General features: G+C 44.0%; 3 protein-coding genes and 1 tRNA gene. 3 read left to right on the top strand and 1 reads right to left on the bottom strand.

Annotation, left to right across the window (positions count from 1 at the left end):
• Nucleotides 1–81: 81 nt before the first annotated feature.
• Entirely contained in the window at nucleotides 82–495 is a 414-nt protein-coding gene (locus PX484_RS24505; protein ID WP_288106021.1) for a hypothetical protein, read from the bottom strand.
• A gap of 508 nt (nucleotides 496–1,003) precedes the next feature.
• On the opposite strand from PX484_RS24505, the gene speB reads away from it, so the two are divergent.
• From speB to PX484_RS24490, 3 genes are all read left to right on the top strand, one after another.
• Nucleotides 1,004–1,903, top strand: a complete 900-nt coding sequence (speB, locus tag PX484_RS24500; RefSeq protein WP_288106018.1) for an agmatinase — start codon at nucleotides 1,004–1,006, stop codon at nucleotides 1,901–1,903.
• A gap of 46 nt (nucleotides 1,904–1,949) precedes the next feature.
• A tRNA-Val gene (locus PX484_RS24495) sits at nucleotides 1,950–2,023 on the top strand.
• Between the two features lie 80 nt (nucleotides 2,024–2,103).
• Nucleotides 2,104–2,298: Rieske 2Fe-2S domain-containing protein (locus PX484_RS24490; protein ID WP_288106015.1), on the top strand; the 195-nt coding region annotated here is incomplete at its 3' end.

Genomic DNA, 2,298 nt, shown 5'->3' with positions numbered 1-2,298 from the left:
TTTAATCCATTTATCTAGTTCCTCGATATCTTTTTTGATTTTCTGAGCCTTGTCCATAATTAAAGTTATTAAAACATTGACTTAGATTATAGCATTTTTTTCAGAAATTGGTTTCCACGTCTCAAATGTAAATGCTATATCAACAAATATATGCAGAACCCAGGAAGGTAGCAATGTTGATGATGAATACGATAACTCCTTTTTGAGCAAAGCACTTTCAAATTCCGTTTTCTTCGCAAGTGCATTAAGTTCACTTTCTACTGCGATTACTCTCTTTGTTGCAGCACGTATTCCATAGAAATTTGCAATAAAAAACCCAATGCAAACAATTGTTGCTACTAGAGCTTGGCTATATGAAAGTGAAAAGTCTTTTTTGGAAGAAACCAGCCAACCAATAATTGCGACGACAGCAACTGTATAAAAATTCCAATAAGAACTTACTCGTGACTCCAGCTTATCAGCAACCTCAATGATATCCTTAATCTTTTGATCCATGTCTTAACTCTCTACGTCTCACAGTTAGATTTTCGGCTGCGCCCTCAGCAAGGGTTGAGCGGCATAACGTTCCCGCTCACCAGACGCAGATAACCTTTGCTACCTAGCCGATCGCCTTGCCGTTCCAGTGTATATTGTTAGCCAGATTAGCATCTTGCCAAAAACCTTGTTTAACTAAATTCCTGACAATTTAGGCCTATTCTAGCGATGATTCCTATATCTGACCGCACCTCTTGATAAAAATTGATAATTATTCGACCTTTAGCGATCGCTCTCAGGGGATAATTGTTTTTTGTTACAGCAGTGTGGAGCAGCCTAACTGATGGCTATATGTCCAGATTATCGCCCGCAGCAAACCAATCTTGAGCGAGAAATCGAGGGATTTATCTATTGATGGATAAGGGTTTTTGGCTATTGTAGTAGATACGTTTGGAGTCAGTTGAGATAGACAAAAATAGTCAAAATATTTATAATGGAGGATTAGACTAAAATTTTCTGTGATTTGCCCATGTTATTGTCTTGCGCCACCGGTAGCGAACAGTTTTTAGGGAGTGAAGCGATCGCATCTTACGCCACAGCTAAGGCCGTAATCCTGCCGATTCCCTACGAGGCCACCACCACCTATCGCAAGGGTTGTGAAACCGGGCCGGCGGCGGTGATTACCGCTTCCCAACAATTGGAAGCTTATGACGAAGAACTTAAGAGGGAAACCTGTTTAGAAGTGGGCATCTATACCCATGAGGCGATTGCAGATACCCGTCAACAACCGCAATTGTCCGCCGAGGAGATGTTAGCCGTCACCACAGCCACAGTTTCCCGTCTAATTGCCGATGATAAATTTGTCGTCGCCGTCGGGGGTGAACACGCTATCACTACGGGAGTAGTACAAGCTTATCGACAAGCTTTATCGGAACCTTTTACTGTGGTTCAAATTGATGCCCATGGCGATATGCGTTTTGAGTACGAAGGCTCCCTCCATAACCACGCCTGTGTGATGCGTCGGGTGTTAGAAATGGGTTTACCGACCTTACCCGTGGGAATTCGGGCTATTTGTCGGGAAGAAGCGGAATTAATCGCTAAACAGCAGATTCCTGTGATTTGGGATCGAGATATCGCCGGTGATCCGAATTGGATCGAAAAAGCGATCGCCAAAATTACCACCGAGAAGGTATTTTTAACCATAGACGTGGATGGCATAGATCCGGCTTTAATTCCGGGGGTGGGAACACCTGAACCGGGGGGGTTAAGTTGGCATCAAACCCTAAACTTTCTCCGTCGTCTTTTCCAAACTCATCAGGTGATTGGCTGCGATGTGATGGAATTAGCCCCGATTAGTGATTCGGTGGTCTCGGAATTTACCACTGCCAAGCTAATTTATAAGTTAATTGGCTATCAATTTACTGCCTAGGGGCTTGCCTAATTAGGAGCAATCGTGTTATAATAATAATTCGTGCGGACGTATAGCTCAGTTGGTTAGAGTACATCGTTGACATCGATGGGGTCACTGGTTCGAATCCAGTTACGTCCATAAATTATCTGCCCTAGTCCCGGTCATAACCTTCATTTCTAATGATAGGATGAACGATCGAAGCTCTCCAGAGAAACCCTATGACTAGCTTACTGCGCGACTTTTGGTATGTGGCCACACCGGCAAATAAACTGAAACCCGGTCAGCTAATGGCCAAAAAAATGCTAGGTGAACCGATTGTTGTCGGGAGGAGACAGGATGGAGAAGTGTTCGCATTGCGGGATATTTGCCCCCATCGTGGCATTCCGCTGCACCATGGCTGGATTGAAGGAGAT

It is taken from the genome of Microcystis sp. M49636_WE2 (assembly GCF_030065375.1).
Classification (GTDB): Bacteria; Cyanobacteriota; Cyanobacteriia; order Cyanobacteriales; family Microcystaceae; genus Microcystis; species Microcystis aeruginosa_C.
Note: the sequence above shows the minus strand (reverse complement) of the source record. Positions and strands in the feature narration are given on the sequence as shown.

Excerpts from the sequence above, each read along its gene's own strand:
- PX484_RS24505 (WP_288106021.1), bottom strand. The coding sequence starts at position 495 with ATGGATCAAAAGATTAAGGATATCATTGAGGTTGCTGATAAGCTGGAG.
- speB (WP_288106018.1), top strand. The coding sequence starts at position 1,004 with ATGTTATTGTCTTGCGCCACCGGTAGCGAACAGTTTTTAGGGAGTGAA.